Below are 20,564 nucleotides of genomic sequence, written 5' to 3'. Positions count from 1 at the left end.
GTGAGAAATTAGCCGGGCACGCGAGTTCCGCGACATCTCCCCTTGTTGATTAGTCGATAATCAAATCCTCGGCGGAATGTCGCCGAAGCGTACATTTCAACCCTTCACATGGCCGACGCATTCACGCCGGACCGACATACCTGAAATTCACTCACCCGCCACCGGGAAATCCCCACCACGCCAGGCGTCACCCTCACCGGAAAGATTAAGCGGCACACTTTTGCGCGCTTTATCGCACGCTTTCCGCTTGGTTGAAACCTTGAACTCCCGCCCGGACGCGCGAGAGCACAGGACATTGTCCGGTCAAACCGCGCCCCAGAGGCGTTCATTGCTCACTTTTCTCACGCCAGCACGAAAGGTGAACGCCATCAACCGGTACCACAAAAGGTGCTCAACGCAGAAACATTGACGAATCACCCATCAATACGGGACGTCTCGTCTCCATCAGGGCGGGCTTCAATTCCCGCCCACGAACCCCTCCCGGGAGGGAGTAGCACACGGCACCTTCCTTGCCGCAGTTACCTTTTCGCGGCTCATGGTGTTTACTGGATGCAGGTCTGAGCCTTGGTGGGTCCAGGCCCTTTCATAGGAGGCCCCGGGGGTGGTTCCCCAGGGCCTCCTTGCTTTTGGCCGCACTTCCCGCAGCGACACGCCCGCCCGCACTCGGCAGAAAATTCCCTGCTCTTGCTCCCGACTTTCCCATGCCGCACGGTCAACTTGGCGTAAAGAAAAGAACACCGAACGTGACAGTGGACGCCTGGTTCAGCTAATGGTCTAGCCCACACACAAACCCCTCCCGCGAAGGGTTTGTTTTCCGGTGCCAACGGATACCACCACCCACCCTGAATTCCGTACCGGCGGTGCATGTGCGACTGGCGATTTCCTCACACAGAGATGTAGCGTTGACGCCCTGACGTTCTTCGAGTCGCAAGCGGACCTAAACCAGCCGGTGATCATGCGATGGAGAGGGCGCTGGACCCACCAACTCGGGTGCGCCTGCGGTCGGCAGGCGCACCCGGGCCTCCCCCGTCTCCTCTCGGGAAGGACTCGGACCCTGATGCAGACCGCCATCCCCGATGGCGTCGTCACGCCGTGCGCGCCCTTCGTCCAGGGCGTCGACAGCCGCAGGCTGACAGACCGTCATCGTCACACGCTGTCACGGCCATACGCCTCCGCTTCGTCCGCCGACGCGACCGCAAAGGGAGGCTGACGTGCCTCCCAGGGTCGACACATTCCGTACCGTGGACGTCCTCAACGGCCGGCAGCAGATGCCCGACGGCAGCTTTCTACGTCATCTCCCCACTGACGTCTGGCAGTTGCTCGTGCGGGACTGGGGCTCGGACGCCCGTGTCCATCAGCGCGGCGAGAAACTGCCGCTCGGCCGGGACGACCGGCATGTGTACATCGTCCTCGGCGGCTGTGTCCTCCAGGAACGCTTTCCCCTCGGCACCAAGATCGCTCGATTCCGTGGTGTCGGCCAACTCCTGGGTGAAGCCAAGCTCATCGACCCCGAGGCATCGGTCGGCACCGTCTGCCTGACCACCACCTGGATCATGCCCTGCCCCGTCCCACGCATGAACGTTCTGCTCAACCAACACCTCGACGCTCGACTCGCCCTGCTGCGCAGCCTGGAACATCGCAACCGCAGCGACGAGATGATCTACGGCACCGCCACCCGTACACCGATACAGCGGGTGGGTGGACTTCTGCTGCACCTCGCCGCCGTCTCCGGCACCAGGAGCACCGCAGAACCGGACCATCACACCATTCTCGGACCGACCCAACGGGACATCGCCGACGCCCTGCTGATGGGAATGTCCACCGTGGAGAACGCGCTCCGCGCCCTCCGCGACACCCACAACGTGATCACCAGCACCTACCGGCAGTTCGTGGTGACCGACCTCCCCTCGCTCCGGCGCATCGTCACCGCTTCATAGACGCGCCGGGTCTCCGCCGCACACCCCATCCGGTTCCGCCCCCACCCCACGACGACTCCCCGCGGCGTCGCAGGGCCCCACGAGGGTCCCTCCCGCCCGCGCCCCGAACGGATCGGACCACGATGACCCTCAGCTCGACCGCCTTGGCGATCGGCACCAACGCCGGCTCCCTGCTGGTGGCCGCCTTGGTCGGCGCGCTCATGCCCACCGTCGCCTACTTCGGCATCCGCCACCACGCCCAGGTTTTCGCGTGGATGAAACAGACCCGCGACACCGACGAGAACGCCAAGGACCTGGAGGACGCGCACAGCTATGTCAAAGAGGTCTTCGAGGCACTGTGCGAACTCGCCCAACAGCCTTGCGGAGTCACCGAACTCGCGCCGCTGAAGCGACTGCGCCACCTCATCAAGGCGTCAGCCGACCAACTGGAGGTACTGCACAGCGAACTTCATGCCGTCGTCGAACACCTGGACGTCTATCTCACCACCGCTCTCCCCGAGTTGACCGCCACGCCACGGTTGTCCTACTCGCAGCACCACATCCAGTTGGAGCGCGCCATGCGGCAGGAACACGCTCGCACCGAACTCGAACGCGCCGTGAGCAGGGCGCAGCAGCGGATCAGGGCTCTGCGGCGGACCTGAGCAGGCACGGAAGTCACGGAAGCCCCGGCAGCGGACCTGACGCAAGTCACGGAAGCCCCGGCAGCCGTCTGGGCCGGTGACCCCACAGTGTTCCCCCCTGACCCGTCGGCTGTCCCCTACGCCCAGTCCTCCGGCTCCGGCTCCGGCTCGTCGTCCGGCCAGTCGAAGGCGTCCTCCGGGCCCGCGTCCGCGGCGGACGTCTCGCGGGCCGGGCTTCTGGGCCCGTCGGGTGCGGGGGCCGCCGCAGGGGCGCCGCCCAACGAAGTCAGCACCCCCAGTACGCCCTCCCCGTACGTCGCCAGTTTCTTCTCGCCGATTCCGCTGATCGTGCCGAGTTCGGCGACGGACGCGGGCGCGGTGGCCACGATCTCGCGGAGGGTGGCGTCGTGGAAGATGACGTACGCGGGGACGCCCTGTTCGCGGGCCTGTTCGGCGCGCCAGGCGCGGAGCGCCTCGAAGACGGGGATCAGGTCGTCCGACAGCTCGACGGCCGCCGCCTTGGCCTTGCGGTCGCCCCGGCCGGAGCCGGAGGATCCCGATCCGCCGCCGGACGCCGACCGCGTGGTCGCCGGCTTCTTCGGCTCCTTGCGCAGCGGCACGTCCCGCTCTCGGCGCAGCACCGCCCCGCTCTCCTCGGTGAGCACGAGCGTGCCGTACTCGCCCTCGACCGCGAGGATGCCCTGTGCGAGCAACTGTCTTACGACGCCCCGCCATTCGCCCTCGGCCAGCTCCTCACCGATGCCGAAGACGGAGAGCTGGTCGTGGTCGAACTGGATGACCTTCGCGGTCCGCCGCCCCAGCAGGATGTCGACGATCTGCACGGCGCCGAACTTCTGTCCCCGCTCCCGCTGCAGCCGCACCACGGCGGAGAGCACCTTCTGCGAGGCGACCGTGCCGTCCCAGGTCTCCGGCGGTACGAGGCAGGTGTCGCAGTTGCCGCAGCCCTCGGCCTGGGGTTCCTGGCCGAAGTACTGCAGGAGCTGACCGCGCCGGCACTGGGCGGTCTCGCAGAGCGCCAGCATCGCGTCCAGGTGGGAGGCGGCCCGGCGGCGGAACGCCTCGTCGCCCTCGCTGCCCTGGATCATCTTCCGCTGCTGTATGACGTCGTTCAGGCCGTACGCCATCCAAGCCGTGGACGGCAGCCCGTCGCGGCCGGCGCGGCCGGTCTCCTGGTAGTAGCCCTCCACCGACTTCGGCAGGTCCAGGTGGGCGACGAACCGTACGTCGGGCTTGTCGATGCCCATGCCGAAGGCGATCGTGGCGACGACCACGAGCCCGTCCTCGCGCAGGAACCGGGACTGGTGTGCCGCGCGGGTGCCCGCGTCGAGTCCCGCGTGGTACGGGACCGCCGCGACGCCGTTCTTGCTCAGGAATTCGGCCGTGCGCTCGACGGAGTTCCTGGACAGGCAGTAGACGATGCCCGCGTCGCCGGGGTGCTCCTGGCGCAGGAAGGACAGGAGCTGCTTCTTCGGATCGGCCTTGGGCACGATCCGGTACTGGATGTTGGGCCGGTCGAAGCTGGCCTCGAAGTGCCGGGCCTGCGGCATGGCCAGCCGCTCGGTGATCTCGCGGTGCGTGGCGTGGGTGGCGGTGGCCGTGAGCGCGATGCGCGGTACGTCCGGCCAGCGCTGCCCCAGCAGGGACAGGGAGAGGTAGTCCGGGCGGAAGTCGTGCCCCCACTGGGAGACGCAGTGCGCCTCGTCGATCGCGAACACCGAGATCTTGCCGCGCCCCAGCAGATCCAGGGTGGCGTCGAGCCGCAGCCGCTCGGGTGCGAGGTAGAGCAGGTCCAGCTCGCCGGCGAGGAACTCCGCCTCGACCACGCGCCGCTCGTCGAAGTCCTGTGTGGAGTTGACGAACCCGGCGCGCACGCCCAGCGCCCGCAGCGCGTCCACCTGGTCCTGCATCAGCGCGATCAGCGGGGAGACCACGATGCCCGTACCCGGCCTGACCAGGGACGGGATCTGGTAGCACAGCGATTTGCCGCCGCCGGTCGGCATGAGCACGACGGCGTCGCCGCCCGCGACCACATGCTCGATGATCGCTTCCTGGTCGCCCCGGAAGGCGTCGTACCCGAAGACCCGGTGGAGCACGGCCAGCGCCTCGCTGTCCGCTCCGGTCGTCCTGCCCTCGTCCGCCATCACACTCGTCCCGCCCGTCCCGATCATCGCCCGTCCCCCGCGCCCTTGCGTCCTGTGCCGTACGCCGTGCCGTACGTCCTGTGCCCTGCGTCCTGTACCGTCCGTGCTTCCTCCAGCCCCTGCCACCATAGGCGCCCGCACCGACAGCCTCAGAGTTATCCACAGGCTCCACCCGTGCGGGCCGCAGAGGGACCAGGGAACCGGCTCCGCGGCTCGCTCGTACGTACGACGGGGCCCGGCCCCCATGGAGGAGGCCGGGCCCCGTCGTGCGTACCGCCGCCCGGCGCGCCGGGCGGGAGCGGAGCGTCAGCGGACGAACACTCCCGCCTGCCCCGCCAGATCAAGGAAGTACTGCGGCGCGACACCGAGCACCAGCGTGACCGCCACTCCCACGCCGATCGCGGTCATGGTCAGCGGTGACGGCACGGCGACCGTCGGCCCCTCGGGGCGCGGCTCGCTGAAGAACATCAGCACGATGACGCGGATGTAGAAGAACGCGGCGATGGCCGAGGAGATCACACCGACCACGACGATCGCGCCCGCGCCGCCCTCCGCCGCCGCCTTGAACACGGCGAACTTGCCCGCGAAACCGGAGGTCAGCGGAATACCGGCGAAGGCCAGCAGGAAGACCGCGAACACGGCCGCCACCAGCGGTGATCTCCGGCCGAGCCCGGCCCACTTGGACAGATGGGTCGCCTCGCCGCCCGCGTCCCGCACGAGCGTGACCACGGCGAACGCGCCGATCGTCACGAACGAGTAGGCGCCCAGATAGAACAGCACGGACGAGACGCCGTCGGGCGAGGCCGCGATGACACCGGCGAGGATGAAGCCGGCGTGGGCGATCGACGAGTAGGCGAGCAGTCGCTTGATGTCGGTCTGGGTGATGGCGACGATCGCGCCGCCCAGCATGGTGACGATGGCGACGGCCCACATGACCGGCCGCCAGTCCCAGCGCAGACCGGGCAGGACGACGTACAGGAGTCTGAGGAGCGCGCCGAAGGCCGCGACCTTCGTGGCCGCCGCCATGAAGCCGGTGACCGGTGTGGGCGCGCCCTGGTACACGTCGGGCGTCCACATGTGGAACGGCACCGCTCCGACCTTGAACAGCAGGCCCATGACGACCATGGCGGCGCCGATGAGCAGCAGCGCGTCGTTGCCCATGGTGTCGGCGAGGGCGGGGTTGATCTCGCCGATGGTGCCGTCGACTACCTGGGCGATCGTCGCGTACTTCACCGAGCCCGCGTAGCCGTAGAGCAGGGCGATGCCGAAGAGGGTGAAGGCGGAGGCGAAGGCGCCGAGCAGGAAGTACTTGACGGCGGCCTCCTGCGACATGAGCCGCTTGCGGCGGGCCACGGCGCAGAGCAGGTAGAGCGGGAGGGAGAAGACCTCCAGGGCGATGAACAGGGTCAGCAGGTCGTTGGCCGCCGGGAAGATCAGCATGCCGCCGATCGCGAAGAGCAGCAGCGGGAACACCTCGGTGGTGGTGAACCCGGCCCTCACGGCCGCCTTCTCGCTGTCGCTGCCGGGCACGGACGCCGCCTGGGCGGCGAAGGAGTCGACCTTGTTGCCGTGCGTCTCGGGGTCGAGGCGGCGTTCGGCGAAGGTGAAGACGCCGAGGATGCCGGCCAGCAGGATCGTGCCTTGCAGGAACAGGGCCGGTCCGTCGACGGCGATGGCGCCCATGGCGGCGATGCCGGCCTTGGTGGTGCCGTAGCCGCCCGCCGCCAGCGCGACGACCGCGGCGAAGGAGGCCGCGAGGGCGACGACGGAGACGAACACCTGCACGTAGTAACGGGACTTGCGCGGGACGAAGGCCTCGACGAGCACCCCGATGATCGCCGCGCCGATGACGATCAGGGTGGGCGACAATTGCCCGTATTCGATCTTCGGCGCGTCGATCTTGGTGATCGGGTCGGCCGCGGTTGTCCACAGGCTGTGGACGGCTGATGCGCTCACTTGGCCGCCTCCACCTCGGGCTGGGGGTCCTTCTTCTGGACGTCGGACATGGTGTGCTCGACCGCCGGGTTGACGATGTCGGTGAGCGGCTTCGGATAGACGCCCAGGAAGATCAGCAGGACGATCAGCGGCGCGACCACCGCCAGTTCCCGCACCTTCAGGTCGGGCATCCCCTCGACCTCGGCCTTCACCGGGCCCGTCATCGTCCGCTGGTAGAGGACGAGGACGTAGAGCGCGGCGAGGACGATGCCGACGGTGGCGATGATCCCGACCGCCGGATAGCGCGAGAACGTGCCGACCAGGACCAGGAACTCACTGACGAACGGGGCGAGTCCGGGCAGCGACAGGGTCGCGAGGCCGCCGATCAGGAACGTGCCGGCGAGCACCGGCGCGACCTTCTGGACTCCTCCGTAGTCGGCGATGAGCCGCGATCCGCGCCGGGAGATCAGGAAGCCCGCCACCAGCATCAGCGCGGCCGTCGAGATCCCGTGGTTGACCATGTAGAGCGTCGCGCCGGACTGGCCCTGGCTGGTCATCGCGAAGATGCCCAGGATGATGAACCCGAAGTGCGAGATCGACGCGTACGCCACCAGCCGCTTGATGTCGCGCTGGCCGACCGCGAGCAGCGCCCCGTAGATGATGCTGATCAGCGCCAGGACGAGGATCGCGGGTGTCGCCCAGGTGCTGGCCTCCGGGAAGAGCCCGAGGCAGAAGCGGAGCATCGCGAAGGTGCCGACCTTGTCGACGACGGCCGTGATGAGGACGGCGACCGGCGCGGTGGACTCCTGCATGGCGTTGGGCAGCCAGGTGTGCAGCGGCCACAGCGGCGCCTTCACCGCGAAGGCGAAGAAGAAGCCCAGGAACAGCCACCGCTCGGTGCTGGTCGCCATCTCCAGCGTGCCGTTGGCGCGGGCCTCGGCGATCTCCGGGAGCGAGAAGTTCCCGGCGACCACGTACAGGCCGATCACCGCGGCCAGCATGATCAGACCGCCGACCAGGTTGTAGAGGAGGAACTTCACGGCGGCGTACGAGCGTTGGGTCGCCGCCGTCTCCTCGCCGTGCTCGTGGGCCCGGTCCCCGAAGCCGCCGATGAGGAAGTACATCGGGATGAGCATGGCTTCGAAGAAGATGTAGAAGAGGAAGACGTCGGTGGCCTCGAAGGAGATGATCACCATCGCCTCGACGGCCAGGATCAGGGCGAAGAAGCCCTGCGTGGGCCGCCACCGCTTGTTCCCGGTCTCCAGCGGGTCGGCGTCGTGCCAGCCCGCGAGGATGATGAACGGGATCAGCAGGGCGGTCAGCGCGATCAGCGCCACCGCGATGCCGTCCACGCCCAGTTCGTACCGCACCCCGAAGTCCGCGATCCAGGCGTGCGACTCGGTGAGCTGGTAGCGGTCGCCGTCCGGGTCGAACCGGACCAGCACGACCAGGGCGAGCACGAGCGTGGCCAGCGAGACGATCAGCGCCAGCAGTTTCGCGGCGTTGCGCCGCTGGGCCGGGACGGCGGCCGTGGCGATCGCCCCGAGGGCCGGGAGCGCCGCCGTCGCTGTCAGCAGAGGAAAGGACATCGGTATCAGACCGCCCTCATCAGCAGGGTCGCGGCGATGAGGATCGCAGCGCCGCCGAACATCGAGACCGCGTACGAGCGGGCATAGCCGTTCTGGATCCGGCGCAGCCGCCCGGAGAGGCCGCCCATCGAGGCCGCCGTGCCGTTGACGACGCCGTCGACCAGGGTGTGGTCGACGTAGACGAGTGAGCGCGTGAGGTGCTCTCCGCCGCGGACGAGGACGACGTGGTTGAAGTCGTCCTGGAGGAGGTCGCGCCGGGCGGCCCGGGTGAGGAGCGATCCGCGCGGGGCGACGACGGGGACGGGCTTGCGCCCGTACTGGAGCCAGGCGAGGCCGACGCCGATGACCATCACGGCGACCGTGGAGATCGTCACCGTCAGGGCGCTGATCGGCGGGTGGCCGTGCGTGTGGCCGGTGACGGGCTCCAGCCAGTGGACGAACCGGTCGCCGATGCTGAAGTAGGCACCGCCGAAGACCGATCCGACCGCCAGGACGATCATGGGGATCGTCATGACCTTGGGCGACTCGTGCGGGTGCGGCTCGTGGCCGTGCTCGTCGGGCTGCCAGCGCTTCTCGCCGAAGAAGGTCATCAGCATCACGCGCGTCATGTAGAACGCGGTGATGGCCGCGCCCAGCAGGGCCACGCCGCCGAGGATCCAGCCCTGGGTGCCTCCCTTGGCGAAGGCCGCCTCGATGATCATGTCCTTGGAGAAGAAGCCGGACAGACCGGGGAAGCCGATGATGGCGAGATAGCCGAGGCCGAACGTCACGAAGGTGACCGGCATGTACTTCCTGAGGCCGCCGTACTTGCGCATGTCGACCTCGTCGTTCATGCCGTGCATGACCGAGCCGGCGCCGAGGAACAGCCCGGCCTTGAAGAAGCCGTGCGTCACCAGGTGCATGATCGCGAAGACGTAGCCGATGGGGCCGAGGCCCGCGGCGAGCACCATGTAGCCGATCTGCGACATCGTCGAGCCGGCCAGCGCCTTCTTGATGTCGTCCTTCGCGCAACCGACGATCGCACCGAAGAGGAGCGTGACCGCGCCCACGACGGTGGTGACGAGCTGCGCGTCCGGGGCGGCGTTGAAGATGTTCGCCGAGCGGACGATCAGGTAGACGCCCGCGGTCACCATGGTCGCGGCGTGGATGAGGGCCGAGACCGGGGTCGGGCCCTCCATCGCGTCCCCGAGCCAGGACTGCAGCGGCACCTGGGCGGACTTGCCGCAGGCGGCCAGCAGCAGCATCAGCGCGATCGCGGTGAGCGTGCCCTCGCTCGTCTCGCCGACCGCCCCGAGGACCGGCCCGAAGGCGAAGGTCCCGAAGGTGGTGAACATCAGCATGATGGCGATGGACAGGCCCACGTCACCGACGCGGTTGACCAGGAAGGCCTTCTTCGCGGCGGTGGCGGCGCTGGGCTTGTGCTGCCAGAAGCCGATCAGCAGGTACGAGGCGAGGCCGACGCCCTCCCAGCCGACGTACAGCAGCAGGTAGTTGTCGGCGAGGACGAGCAGCAGCATCGCCGCGAGGAACAGGTTCAGATAGCCGAAGAAGCGGCGCCGGCGCTCGTCGTGCTCCATGTACCCGATCGAGTACACATGGATGAGCGAGCCGACTCCGGTGATCAGCAGGACGAACGTCATCGACAACTGGTCGAGTTGGAAGGCGACGTCGGCCTGGAAGCCCTCGACGGGGATCCAGCTGAACAGGTACTGGCCCATCTCGCGGTGTTCGGCGTCCTTGCCGAGCATGTCGGCGAAGAGGACGGCACCGATGACGAACGAGGCGGCGGCGAACACGGTGCCGACGAGATGGCCGACGGCGTCCAGGCGCCGGCCGCCGCACAGCAGGACGGCCGCTCCGAGCAGGGGCGCCGCGATCAGCAGCGCAATCAGGTTCTCCACGATTCTTCCGACCCCTTACAGCTTCATCAGGCTGGCGTCGTCGACCGAGGCCGAGTGGCGGGACCGGAACAGCGACACGATGATCGCGAGTCCGACCACGACCTCCGCGGCGGCGACGACCATCGTGAAGAAGGCGATGATCTGGCCGTCGAGATTGCCGTGCATCCGGGAGAAGGCGACCAGGGCGAGGTTGCAGGCGTTGAGCATCAGCTCGACGCACATGAACACCACGATCGCGTTCCGCCTGATCAGGACGCCGGTGGCGCCGATCGTGAACAGCAGGGCAGCGAGATACAGGTAGTTGACGGGATTCACTTCGCTGCCTCCCCGCGCGTGCCGCCGTTGCCGCTCTTGCCGCCGTTGCCGCCGTTGCCGCTGTTGGTGCGCTCCAGGCGGTCCTCGGCGCGCTGTTCCAGGGCCTTGAGGTCGCTCAGCGCCTCGGCCGAGACGTCACGGACCTGACCCCGGTCCCGCAGGGTCTTGCTGACGGTCAGATCGGACGGGGTGCCGTCGGGCAGCAGGCCCGGGATGTCGACCGCGTTGTGCCGGGCGTACACACCGGGAGCCGGCAGCGGCGGGAGGTGCTTGCCGTCGCGTACGCGCTCCTCGGCCAGCTCGCGCTGGGTCTTGGCGCGCTCGGTGCGCTCGCGGTGGGTGAGGACCATCGCGCCGACGGCGGCCGTGATGAGGAGGGCGCCGGTCAGTTCGAAGGCGAACACGTAGTCGGTGAAGATCAGGGCCGCGAGGCCCTCCACATTGCCGCCCGCGTTCGCCGTGCCGAGGCCGTTGAACTCCGTCAGCGAGGCGTTGCCGATGCCCGCGATCAGCAGGATGCCGAAGCCGAGGCCGCACAGGAGGGCCAGCCAGCGCTGGCCCTTGATGGTCTCCTTCAGGGAGTCCGCCGCGGTGACGCCGACGAGCATCACCACGAACAGGAACAGCATCATGATCGCGCCGGTGTAGACGACGATCTGCACGACGCCCAGGAAGTAGGCGCCGTTGGCGAGGTAGAACACCGCCAGGATCACCATGGTGCCGGCGAGGCAGAGCGCGCTGTGCACGGCCTTCTTCATGAAGACGGTGCACAGGGCGCCGATCACCGCGATCGTGCCGAGCACCCAGAACTGGAACGCCTCACCGGTGGAGGTGGTGTAGGCGGCGAGCTGCGCGCTCATGCCTGTGCCTCCTCTTCTTCCGGCTTCTCACCCTTGGAGGTGGCGACCTGACGCACCGTCCCGGGCGCGGCCTCGGTGACCAGGCCCCGGTAGTAGTCCTGTTCGTCCGTGCCGGGGAAGATCGAGTGCGGCGAGTCGACCATGCCCTCGTCGAGACCGGCGAGCAGCTGCTCCTTGGTGTAGATGAGGTTGGCGCGGCTGGAATCGGCGAGTTCGAACTCGTTGGTCATCGTGAGCGCGCGCGTGGGGCACGCCTCGATGCACAGGCCGCACAGGATGCAGCGGGCGTAGTTGATCTGGTAGACGCGGCCGTACCGCTCGCCCGGGGAGTAGCGCTCCTCGTCCGTGTTGTCGGCGCCCTCCACATAGATGGCGTCGGCGGGACACGCCCAGGCACACAGCTCGCAGCCGACGCACTTCTCCAGGCCGTCCGGATGGCGGTTGAGCTGGTGCCGACCGTGGAACCGCGGGGCCGTGGTCTTCTGCTGCTCCGGATACTGCTCGGTCAGCCGCTTCTTGAACATGGCCTTGAAGGTCACGCCGAAGCCGGCGACGGGGTTCTGGAACCCCTGCTTGTTCTCTTTCGGTTCCTCAGCCATCGGACGCCTCCCTCCCATTCGAAGATCCGTCACTGTCAGTATCGGACCCACCACTGACAATCAGCTCCCGCTCCCGGCGCGGACGCCTGCGCGGCACCGGTGGGAGGGTCTGTCCGGGCAGGGGCGGTACGGGGAATCCACCGGCCATCGGGTCGAACCCGGCCGGTTCCACGGGCTGGTCCTGGGCCTCGCGCCGGTCGCGGAACATGTCCGCGACCACGGACAGCAGGAACAGGACGATGACGGCGCCGGTGACGTACAGGGCGATCTCGGCGAAGTCGTAGTTCTCGTTCCTGAGGGTCCGTACGGTCGCGACGAGCATCAGCCAGACCACGGAGACGGGGAGGAGGACCTTCCAGCCGAGCTTCATCAGCTGGTCGTAGCGGACGCGTGGGAGGGTGCCGCGCAGCCAGATGAAGAAGAACAGCAGCAGCTGCACCTTCACCACGAACCAGAGCATCGGCCACCAGCCGTGGTTGGCGCCCTCCCAGAAGGTGCTGATGGGCCAGGGGGCCCGCCAGCCGCCGAGGAAGAGCGTCACCGACACGGCGGAGACGGTCACCATGTTGACGTACTCGGCGAGCATGAACATCGCGAACTTGATCGACGAGTACTCGGTGTTGAAGCCGCCGACGAGGTCGCCCTCGGACTCCGGCATGTCGAACGGGGCGCGGTTGGTCTCGCCGACCATGGTCACGATGTAGATCACGAACGACACCGGCAGCAGCACGATGTACCAGCGGTCCTGCTGTGCCTCCACGATCGCCGAGGTCGACATCGACCCGGAGTAGAGGAAGACGGAGGCGAACGCGGCGCCCATGGCGATCTCGTACGAGATCATCTGCGCGCAGGAGCGCAGGCCGCCGAGCAGCGGGTAGGTGGAGCCGGAGCTCCAGCCCGCCAGGACGATGCCGTAGATGCCGACGGAGGCGACCGCGAGGATGTAGAGCATCGCGATCGGGAGGTCGGTGAGCTGCATCGTGGTGCGCTGACCGAGGATCGAGATCTCGTTGCCGGCCGGGCCGAAGGGGATCACCGCGATCGCCATGAACGCCGGGATGGCCGCGACGATCGGTGCGAGGACGTAGACGACCTTGTCCGCGCGTTTGACGATGAGGTCTTCCTTGAGCATCAGCTTGATGCCGTCGGCGAGCGACTGGAGCATGCCCCAGGGGCCGTGCCGGTTGGGGCCGATACGCAGCTGCATCCAGGCGACGACCTTGCGTTCCCACACGATGGAGAACAGCACGGTGATCATCAGGAAGGCGAAGCAGAAGACGGCCTTGATGACGACCAGCCACCAGGGGTCGCGGCCGAACATCGAGAGGTCTTCGGCGGCGAGGTAGTACGGGCTCATGCCTCCACCTCCTCGGGGGTCTCGGCGGGGAGGGTCGCGGGGCCGATACGGACGAGCGCGCCGGGCAGCGCCCCGGTGTCGGAGGCGACGCCCGAGCCGGTGGAGTTCAGCGGCAGCCAGACCACGCGGTCGGGCATCTCGGTGATCCGCAGCGGCAGTTCGACGACCCCGGCGGGGCCGCTGACCGCGAGGACGTCCCCGTTCTTGACGCCGGCCTCGGCGGCCGTGGCGGCGGACACGCGCGCGTGGGCGGCGTGCCGGGTCCCGGCGAGCGCGTCGTCGCCGTCCTGGAGGCGGCCCTGGTCGAGCAGCAGCCGGTGCCCGGCCAGTACGGCCTCTCCGGCGGCCGGGCGCGGCAGCCCGGCCGCGACCTCCACGGGCTCGTGGGCCCGCGCCCCGTCCCAGGCGCCGAGGCGGTCCAGCTCCGCGCGCGTGGTGCGCAGATCGGGCAGCCCCAGGTGGACGTCCATGGCGTCGGCCAGCATCTGCAGGACCCGTCCGTCGGTGGGGGCCACCTGGCGGGTCATCTGGTCGGGCTTCAGCGCGGCCTCGAACATCCGCACGCGGCCTTCCCAGTTGACGAAGGTGCCCGCCTTCTCGGCGACGGCGGCGACCGGAAGGACGACGTCCGCGCGTTCGGTGACCTCACTGGGCCGCAGCTCCAGCGAGACCAGGAAGCCCACCGCGGACAGCGCCTCACGCGCGCGTGCCGGGTCGGGCAGATCGGCGAGTTCCACACCCGCCACCACCAGGGCCCCGAGCTCTCCGGTGGCGGCGGCCTCGACGATCTGCCCGGTGTCCCGGCCGTAGCGCGCGGGGAGTTCGGCGACGCCCCAGGCGGCGGCGACCTCCTCCCGCGCGCGCGGGTCGGTGGCCGGACGTCCGCCCGGCAGCGCCGACGGCAGGGCGCCCGCCTCGACGGCGGCGCGTTCCCCGGCCCGGCGCGGAATCCACACCAGCTTCGCACCGGTCAGGGACGCGGCCCGGACGGCTGCGGTGAGCCCGCCCGCGACGGCCGCGAGGCGCTCTCCGACGACGATCACCGCGCCCTCGGCGCGCAGCGCCTCACCGGCCCGGGTGCCGTCGTCGTCGAGGCCGAAGCCGCTGGCGAGGGCGTCCAGCCACTCGGTCTCGGTGCCGGGCGCGGCCGGCAGCAGCGTGCCGCCGGCCTTCCCCAGGCCCCGGGTGGCGTGCGTGGCCAGCGAGAACACCTGCTGCTTGTGCTTGCGCCAGGCCTTGCGCAGCCGCAGGAAGACGCCGGGCGCCTCCTCCTCGGCCTCGAACCCGACCAGCAGGACCGCGGGCGCCTTCTCCAGGAAGGCGTACGTGACGCCCGTACCGTCGAGGTCACGGCCGCGGCCGGCGACCCGGGCGGCCAGGAAGTCGGCCTCCTCGCCGCTGTGCACGCGCGCGCGGAAGTCGATGTCGTTGGTGTCGAGGGCCACGCGCGCGAACTTGCTGTACGCGTAGGCGTCCTCGACGGTGAGCCGACCGCCGGTGAGGACACCGGCCCGGCCGCGCGCGGCGAGCAGCCCGCGGGCGGCGGCCTCCAGGGCCTCCGGCCAGGACGCGGGCTCCAGGACGCCGTCGGCGTTGCGGACGAGGGGGGTGGTCAGCCGGTCCGGGCGCTGCGCGTACCGGAACGCGAACCGCCCCTTGTCGCAGATCCACTCCTCGTTGACGTCCGTGTCGTTGGCCGCGAGGCGCCGCATGACCTTGCCGCGCCGGTGGTCGGTGCGGGTCGCGCAGCCGCCGGAGCAGTGCTCGCACACGGACGGCGTGGAGACGAGGTCGAAGGGGCGGGAGCGGAATCGGTACGCCGCCGAGGTCAGCGCGCCGACGGGGCAGATCTGGATGGTGTTCCCGGAGAAGTACGACTCGAAGGGGTCGCCCTCTCCGGTGCCGACCTGCTGGAGCGCGCCCCGCTCGACCAGTTCGATCATCGGGTCGCCGGCGACCTGGTTGGAGAACCGGGTGCAGCGGGCGCACAGCACGCACCGCTCGCGGTCGAGGAGCACCTGGGTGGAGATCGGCACCGGCTTCTCGTAGGTGCGTTTGCGGCCCTCGAAGCGGGAGTCGGTGTGGCCGTGGGACACGGCCTGGTTCTGCAGGGGGCATTCGCCGCCCTTGTCGCAGACGGGGCAGTCCAGGGGGTGGTTGATGAGCAGGAGTTCCATCACCCCCTTCTGGGCCTTCTCCGCGACCGGGGAGGTGAGGTGGGTCTTGACGACCATGCCGTCCGTGCAGGTGATCGTGCAGGACGCCATGGGCTTGCGCTGGCCCTCGACCTCGACGATGCACTGACGGCAGGCGCCCACCGGGTCCAGGAGGGGGTGGTCGCAGAAGCGGGGGATCTCGACGCCGAGTTGTTCGGCGGCCCGGATGACCAGGGTGCCCTTGGGCACGCTGATCTCGGCGCCGTCGATCGTCAGCGAGACGAGATCTTCCGGCGGGACCGCCGCCTCCCCGCCCCCGGAGGGAGCGCTGGTGGTCACGGTCATGCGTTCACCTCCGCGTGCTTGTCCTTGTCGGCCCAGGCGGTCGACCTGGCCGGGTCGAAGGGGCAGCCCCGGCCCGTGATGTGGTCCTCGTACTCCGCGCGGAAGTACTTGAGGGAGGAGAAGATCGGCGAGGCGGCGCCGTCGCCGAGGGCGCAGAAGGACTTGCCGTTGATGTTGTCGGCGATGTCGTTCAGCTTGTCGAGGTCGCTCATGACGCCCTTGCCGGCCTCGATGTCGCGCAGCAACTGCACGAGCCAGTAGGTGCCTTCACGGCAGGGGGTGCACTTGCCGCAGGACTCGTGGGCGTAGAACTCGGTCCAGCGGGTGACGGCCCGGACGACGCAGGTGGTCTCGTCGAAGCACTGGAGTGCCTTCGTGCCGAGCATGGAACCCGCGGCGCCCACTCCTTCGTAGTCAAGAGGGACGTCGAGGTGCTCGTCGGTGAACATCGGGGTCGAGGAGCCGCCCGGCGTCCAGAACTTGAGGCGATGCCCGGGTCGCATTCCGCCGCTCATCTCCAGGAGTTGGCGGAGGGTGATGCCGAGCGGCGCCTCGTACTGACCGGGGCTCGCGACATGGCCGCTGAGGGAGTAGAGCGTGAAGCCGGGGGACTTCTCGCTCCCCATCGACCTGAACCATTCCTTGCCTTTTTGCATGATCGCGGGAACTGACGCGATGGATTCGACGTTATTCACGACAGTCGGGCACGCGTAGAGGCCCTCGACGGCAGGGAAGGGGGGACGCAGCCGCGGTTGGCCACGGCGGCCTTCGAGCGAGTCCAGCAACGCGGTCTCCTCACCACAGATGTACGCGCCGGCGCCGGCGTGCACGGTGAGCTGGAGGTCGAGTCCGCTGCCCAGGATGTTCTCGCCGAGGAAGCCCGCCTCGTACGCCTCGCGTACGGCCTCGTGCAACCGCCGCAGTACCGGGACGACTTCACCACGCAGATAGATGAAGGCATGCGAAGACCTGATGGCATAACAGGCGATGACAATGCCCTCGATGAGGCTATGCGGGTTCGCGAAGAGGAGCGGAATGTCCTTGCACGTTCCGGGCTCCGACTCGTCGGCGTTGACAACTAGATAATGTGGTTTTCCATCACCCTGGGGAATGAACTGCCATTTCATTCCGGTCGGGAATCCCGCGCCGCCGCGGCCCCGCAGTCCGGACTCCTTGACGTACGCGATGACGTCGTCCGGTGACATGGCCAGCGCCTTGCGCAGCCCCTCGTACCCCTCGTGCCTTCGGTAGACGTCGAGCGACCATGGCCTGTCCTCGTCCCAGAAGGCCGACAGCACGGGTGCGAGCAGTTTCTCCGGGCTGGTGCCCTTGATCTCGGGTGCCAACGTCATCACTCCCCCTCCTCGGCACGCGGGGCCCCGTCCTGGGGCGCTGCGTCCTGCGGCTCGTCGTGCGGGCCGCCGTCCCGCGGATGGACCACGCGCGCGGGTCCGGTCTCTCCTCTGGCCAGGCGGAGACCGACCAGCGACGCGGGTCCCGCACCGCCGCTCGCCTCGACGGCCCCTGGCCGCTCGTCGGGGAAGCCGGCGAGGATCCGCGCGGTGTCCTTGAAGGTGCACAGCGGTGCCCCGCGCGTGGGCTCGACCTCGGCCCCCGCGCGCAGGTCGTCGACGAGCCGCTTGGCGCTGTCGACGGTCTGGTTGTCGAAGAACTCCCAGTTGACCATCACGACAGGCGCGAAGTCGCAGGCCGCGTTGCACTCGATGTGCTCCAGGGTGACCTTGCCGTCGCCGGTGGTCTCGCCGTTGCCGACACCGAGGTGGTCCTGCAGCGCCTCGAAGATCGCGTCGCCGCCCATCACCGCGCACAGGGTGTTGGTGCAGACGCCCACCTGGTAGTCGCCGGACGGCTTGCGGCGGTACATGGAGTAGAAGGTGGCGACCGCGGTGACCTCGGCCGTGGTCAGGCCGAGCACCTCGGCGCAGAACCGCATACCGGTGCGGGTGACATGGCCCTCCTCCGACTGCATGAGATGCAGCAACGGCAGCAGGGCGGACCGGGGGTCCGGGTAGCGGGCGATGACGTCGGCCGCGTCCCGCTCCAGCCGGGCTCGAACGTCGTCCGGGTAGTCGGGCGCGGGCAGTTGGGGCATGCCCAGGCTGACGCCCTCGGGGGTGGTGGTCACCGGTCGACGCCTCCCATCACGGGGTCGATGGACGCGACGGCGACGATGACGTCGGCGACCTGGCCGCCCTCGCACATCGCCGCCATGGCCTGCAGATTGGTGAAGGACGGGTCACGGAAGTGGACCCGGAAGGGGCGGGTTCCTCCGTCGGAGACGACGTGCACCCCGAGTTCGCCCTTGGGCGACTCGACCGCCGTGTACGCCTGTCCCGGCGGGACGCGGAAGCCCTCGGTCACCAGCTTGAAGTGGTGGATCAGGGCCTCCATGGAGGTGCCCATGATCTTCTTGATGTGGTCCAGGGAGTTGCCGAGTCCGTCCGGTCCCAGGGCGAGCTGGGCGGGCCAGGCGATCTTCTTGTCGGCGACCATGACCGGGCCGGGCTCCAGCCGGTCCAGGCACTGTTCGACGATCCGCAGGGACTGGCGCATCTCTTCGAGGCGGATCAGGAAGCGGCCGTAGGAGTCGCAGGTGTCGGCGGTCGGGACGTCGAAGTCGTACGTCTCATAGCCGCAGTACGGCTGGGCCTTGCGCAGGTCGTGCGGGAGGCCGGCGGAGCGCAGGATCGGGCCGGTGGCGCCGAGGGCCATGCAGCCGGACAGGTCGAGGTAACCGACGTCCTGCATACGGGCCTTGAAGATGGGGTTCCCGGTGGCGAGCTTGTCGTACTCGGGAAGGTTCTTCTGCATCTTCTTCACGAACTCGCGGATCTGGTCCACCGCGCCGGGCGGCAGGTCCTGGGCGAGTCCGCCGGGCCGGATGTACGCGTGGTTCATGCGCAGGCCGGTGATCAGCTCGTAGATGTCGAGAATGAGTTCACGGTCACGGAAGCCGTAGATCATGATCGTGGTGGCGCCCAGCTCCATGCCGCCGGTGGCGATGCACACCAGGTGCGAGGAGAGCCGGTTCAGCTCCATGAGGAGCACACGGATGATCGAGGCGCGGTCGGGGATCTGGTCCTCGATGCCGAGGAGCTTCTCCACGCCGAGGCAGTACGCCGTCTCGTTGAAGAACGGCGTCAGGTAGTCCATGCGCGTCACGAACGTGGTGCCCTGCGTCCACGTGCGGTACTCGAGGTTCTTCTCGATGCCGGTGTGGAGATAGCCGATGCCGCAGCGGGCCTCGGTGACGGTCTCGCCGTCGATCTCCAGGATGAGCCGGAGCACGCCGTGGGTGGACGGGTGCTGGGGCCCCATGTTGACGATGATGCGCTCGTCGTCGGACCGGGCGGCGGTCTCGGCGACCTCGTCCCAGTCGCCGCCGGTGACCGTGTAGACGGTGCCCTCGGTGGTCTCGCGCGGAGTTGCGTGCTGTGTGCTCATGAGTACGACCTCCGCTGGTCCGGAGCCGGGATCTGGGCGCCCTTGTACTCGACGGGGATGCCGCCGAGGGGGTAGTCCTTGCGCTGCGGGAAGCCCTGCCAGTCGTCCGGCATCATGATCCGCGTCAGCGCGGGGTGGCCGTCGAAGACGATGCCGAAGAAGTCGTACGTCTCGCGCTCGTGCCAGTCGTTGGTCGGGTAGACCGGGACGAGCGACGGGATGTGCGGGTCGGCGTCGGGGGCGGAGACCTCCAGGCGGATCAGCCGGTTGTGGGTGATCGAGCGCAGGTGGTAGACGGCGTGCAGCTCGCGGCCCTTGTCGCCGGGGTAGTGGACGCCGGAGACGCCGGTGCACAGTTCGAAGCGGAGGGCCGGGTCGTCGCGGAGGGTCCGGGCGACGCGCGGCAGATACTCGCGCTCGATATGGAAGGTGATCTCGTCGCGGTCGACGACCGTCTTGTCGATCACGTTCTCGGGGACGAGGCCCTGTTCCTCCAGGGCGCCCTCCAGTTCGTCGGCGACCTCGTCGAACCAGCCGCCGTAGGGGCGGTTCGCCGCACCGGGGAGGCGGATGGAGCGGACCAGGCCGCCGTAGCCGGAGGTGTCGCCGCCGTTGTTCGCGCCGAACATGCCGCGCTGGACACGGATCTCCTCACCGCCGTCGCCGCGCTGGCCGGGGAGGTTGGAGGCGGCGAGGTCCTTCTCGGGGTTCACCCCGTTCGAGCCGCCCGGGTCGCCGGAGGCGTTCTTGCCGTTCGCGTCGCTCATCGCAGCAGCCCCTTCATCTCGATGAGGGGGAGCGCCTTGAGCGCCGCTTCCTCCGCCTCGCGGGCCGCCTCCTCGGCGTTCACGCCGAGCTTGGACGTCTGGATCTTCTGGTGGAGCTTGAGGATCGCGTCCATCAGCATCTCGGGCCGTGGCGGGCAGCCCGGGAGATAGATGTCGACGGGGACGATGTGGTCGACGCCCTGGACGATCGCGTAGTTGTTGAACATGCCGCCGGACGACGCGCACACCCCCATGGAGATCACCCACTTGGGATTCGGCATCTGGTCGTAGACCTGCCGCAGCACCGGCGCCATCTTCTGGCTGACCCGGCCGGCGACGATCATCAGGTCCGCCTGACGCGGCGAGCCCCGGAACACCTCCATACCGAAGCGCGCCAGGTCGTAGCGCCCCGCGCCCGTGGTCATCATCTCGATGGCACAACAGGCGAGGCCGAAGGTGGCGGGGAAGACGGATGCCTTGCGTACCCAGCCCGCGGCCTGCTCGACGGTGGTCAGCAGGAAACCGCTCGGCAGTTTTTCTTCGAGTCCCATGGTCT

The 20,564-nt window shown here is 68.7% G+C and carries 16 protein-coding genes; 2 read left to right on the top strand and 14 right to left on the bottom strand.

What is annotated here, in order from left to right; genetic code table 11:
• Positions 1 to 1,211: 1,211 nt before the first annotated feature.
• Together F9278_RS30070 and F9278_RS30065 are read left to right on the top strand one after the other, a co-directional pair.
• Positions 1,212 to 1,937 carry a Crp/Fnr family transcriptional regulator gene (locus tag F9278_RS30070; RefSeq protein WP_226967026.1) on the top strand — a complete coding sequence of 242 codons (726 nt, stop codon included), beginning with the start codon at positions 1,212 to 1,214 and terminating at the stop codon, positions 1,935 to 1,937.
• Between the two features lie 122 nt (positions 1,938 to 2,059).
• Complete coding sequence (locus tag F9278_RS30065; protein WP_152171113.1) at positions 2,060 to 2,578, top strand: hypothetical protein; 519 nt, start codon at positions 2,060 to 2,062, stop codon at positions 2,576 to 2,578.
• 116 nt (positions 2,579 to 2,694) lie between these two features.
• On the opposite strand, the gene recQ is transcribed toward F9278_RS30065, so the two are convergent.
• The 14 genes from recQ to F9278_RS29995 form a co-directional block, all read right to left on the bottom strand.
• The gene (gene recQ / locus F9278_RS30060) at positions 2,695 to 4,746 is read right to left on the bottom strand and encodes a DNA helicase RecQ (protein WP_152171112.1); all 2,052 of its coding nucleotides are present in this window, start codon (positions 4,744 to 4,746) and stop codon (positions 2,695 to 2,697) included.
• Between the two features lie 279 nt (positions 4,747 to 5,025).
• A complete protein-coding gene (gene nuoN, locus F9278_RS30055) occupies positions 5,026 to 6,675 on the bottom strand; it encodes an NADH-quinone oxidoreductase subunit NuoN (RefSeq protein ID WP_152171111.1) in 1,650 nt (549 codons plus the stop codon).
• Positions 6,672 to 8,243, bottom strand: a complete 1,572-nt coding sequence (locus F9278_RS30050) for an NADH-quinone oxidoreductase subunit M (protein WP_152171110.1) — start codon at positions 8,241 to 8,243, stop codon at positions 6,672 to 6,674. Before F9278_RS30050 ends, nuoN begins: the two co-directional genes overlap by 4 nt.
• A gap of 5 nt (positions 8,244 to 8,248) precedes the next feature.
• Complete coding sequence (gene nuoL, locus F9278_RS30045; RefSeq protein ID WP_152171109.1) at positions 8,249 to 10,144, bottom strand: NADH-quinone oxidoreductase subunit L; 1,896 nt, start codon at positions 10,142 to 10,144, stop codon at positions 8,249 to 8,251.
• A 15-nt stretch (positions 10,145 to 10,159) separates the two neighbouring features.
• Positions 10,160 to 10,459 carry an NADH-quinone oxidoreductase subunit NuoK gene (nuoK, locus tag F9278_RS30040; RefSeq protein ID WP_009310327.1) on the bottom strand — a complete coding sequence of 100 codons (300 nt, stop codon included), beginning with the start codon at positions 10,457 to 10,459 and terminating at the stop codon, positions 10,160 to 10,162.
• Positions 10,456 to 11,319 (bottom strand): NADH-quinone oxidoreductase subunit J, encoded by an 864-nt coding sequence (locus tag F9278_RS30035; RefSeq protein ID WP_152171108.1) that lies wholly within the window; start codon positions 11,317 to 11,319, stop codon positions 10,456 to 10,458. Before F9278_RS30035 ends, nuoK begins: the two co-directional genes overlap by 4 nt.
• A complete protein-coding gene (gene nuoI / locus F9278_RS30030) occupies positions 11,316 to 11,918 on the bottom strand; it encodes an NADH-quinone oxidoreductase subunit NuoI (protein ID WP_152171107.1) in 603 nt (200 codons plus the stop codon). Before nuoI ends, F9278_RS30035 begins: the two co-directional genes overlap by 4 nt.
• Complete coding sequence (nuoH, locus tag F9278_RS30025) at positions 11,911 to 13,275, bottom strand: NADH-quinone oxidoreductase subunit NuoH (RefSeq protein ID WP_152171106.1); 1,365 nt, start codon at positions 13,273 to 13,275, stop codon at positions 11,911 to 11,913. The genes nuoI and nuoH overlap by 8 nt, the downstream gene beginning before the upstream one ends.
• Complete coding sequence (locus F9278_RS30020; RefSeq protein ID WP_152171105.1) at positions 13,272 to 15,776, bottom strand: NADH-quinone oxidoreductase subunit G; 2,505 nt, start codon at positions 15,774 to 15,776, stop codon at positions 13,272 to 13,274. The genes nuoH and F9278_RS30020 overlap by 4 nt, the downstream gene beginning before the upstream one ends.
• A complete protein-coding gene (gene nuoF / locus F9278_RS30015) occupies positions 15,773 to 17,131 on the bottom strand; it encodes an NADH-quinone oxidoreductase subunit NuoF (RefSeq protein ID WP_152171104.1) in 1,359 nt (452 codons plus the stop codon). Before nuoF ends, F9278_RS30020 begins: the two co-directional genes overlap by 4 nt.
• Complete coding sequence (gene nuoE, locus F9278_RS30010; protein ID WP_226967025.1) at positions 17,128 to 17,922, bottom strand: NADH-quinone oxidoreductase subunit NuoE; 795 nt, start codon at positions 17,920 to 17,922, stop codon at positions 17,128 to 17,130. The genes nuoF and nuoE overlap by 4 nt, the downstream gene beginning before the upstream one ends.
• Positions 17,919 to 19,241 carry an NADH-quinone oxidoreductase subunit D gene (locus tag F9278_RS30005; RefSeq protein WP_152171103.1) on the bottom strand — a complete coding sequence of 441 codons (1,323 nt, stop codon included), beginning with the start codon at positions 19,239 to 19,241 and terminating at the stop codon, positions 17,919 to 17,921. The genes nuoE and F9278_RS30005 overlap by 4 nt, the downstream gene beginning before the upstream one ends.
• Positions 19,238 to 20,008, bottom strand: a complete 771-nt coding sequence (locus F9278_RS30000; RefSeq protein ID WP_152171102.1) for an NADH-quinone oxidoreductase subunit C — start codon at positions 20,006 to 20,008, stop codon at positions 19,238 to 19,240. The genes F9278_RS30005 and F9278_RS30000 overlap by 4 nt, the downstream gene beginning before the upstream one ends.
• Positions 20,005 to 20,559, bottom strand: a complete 555-nt coding sequence (locus tag F9278_RS29995) for a NuoB/complex I 20 kDa subunit family protein (protein ID WP_046913396.1) — start codon at positions 20,557 to 20,559, stop codon at positions 20,005 to 20,007. The genes F9278_RS30000 and F9278_RS29995 overlap by 4 nt, the downstream gene beginning before the upstream one ends.
• Positions 20,560 to 20,564: the final 5 nt, after the last annotated feature.

Origin of the sequence: Streptomyces phaeolivaceus, from assembly GCF_009184865.1 — a bacterium.
Taxonomy (GTDB): domain Bacteria; phylum Actinomycetota; class Actinomycetes; order Streptomycetales; family Streptomycetaceae; genus Streptomyces; species Streptomyces phaeolivaceus.
The sequence above is the reverse complement of the archived record's forward strand: the minus strand, read 5'-3'. Positions and strand labels throughout refer to the sequence as shown.